Source organism: Halomonas sp. SIMBA_159, from assembly GCF_046536035.1.
GTDB classification, from domain to species: Bacteria; Pseudomonadota; Gammaproteobacteria; order Pseudomonadales; family Halomonadaceae; genus Vreelandella; species Vreelandella venusta_A.
In genome coordinates this window covers 1-235 of record NZ_JAWJBT010001632.1, presented here as the reverse complement: position 1 = coordinate 235, position 235 = coordinate 1, and the positions used below count along the sequence as shown (strand labels likewise).

Sequence of the window (235 nt, the reverse complement as noted above, 5' to 3'; positions counted from 1 at the left end):
CTGCGGGCACGCCGTATAAGCCGTCTGCGGTCACGTACGCCGGCAGGGAGGTCGCGGCGTCGGTCGGCGCGTCGTTCTTCCAGGTCACCGTCACCTGCGTGGTCGGTTCACCGTCGCATGTGCCGATCGAGGTCGTGATGTCGGCATCGGCGTAGAAGTCCATCTTGCCGCCCGTGGTGTCGTTCACCAGGATGCCGACGTGGGTCTGGATGTCGTCATCGGGGAGCGCCCCACC

The 235-nt window shown here is 66.8% G+C and carries 1 protein-coding gene; it reads right to left on the bottom strand.

The window, feature by feature from the left end; genetic code table 11:
* Nucleotides 1–235 (bottom strand): hypothetical protein (locus tag R0J87_RS24740; protein ID WP_498889682.1); only part of this gene is annotated, 235 nt, incomplete at both ends.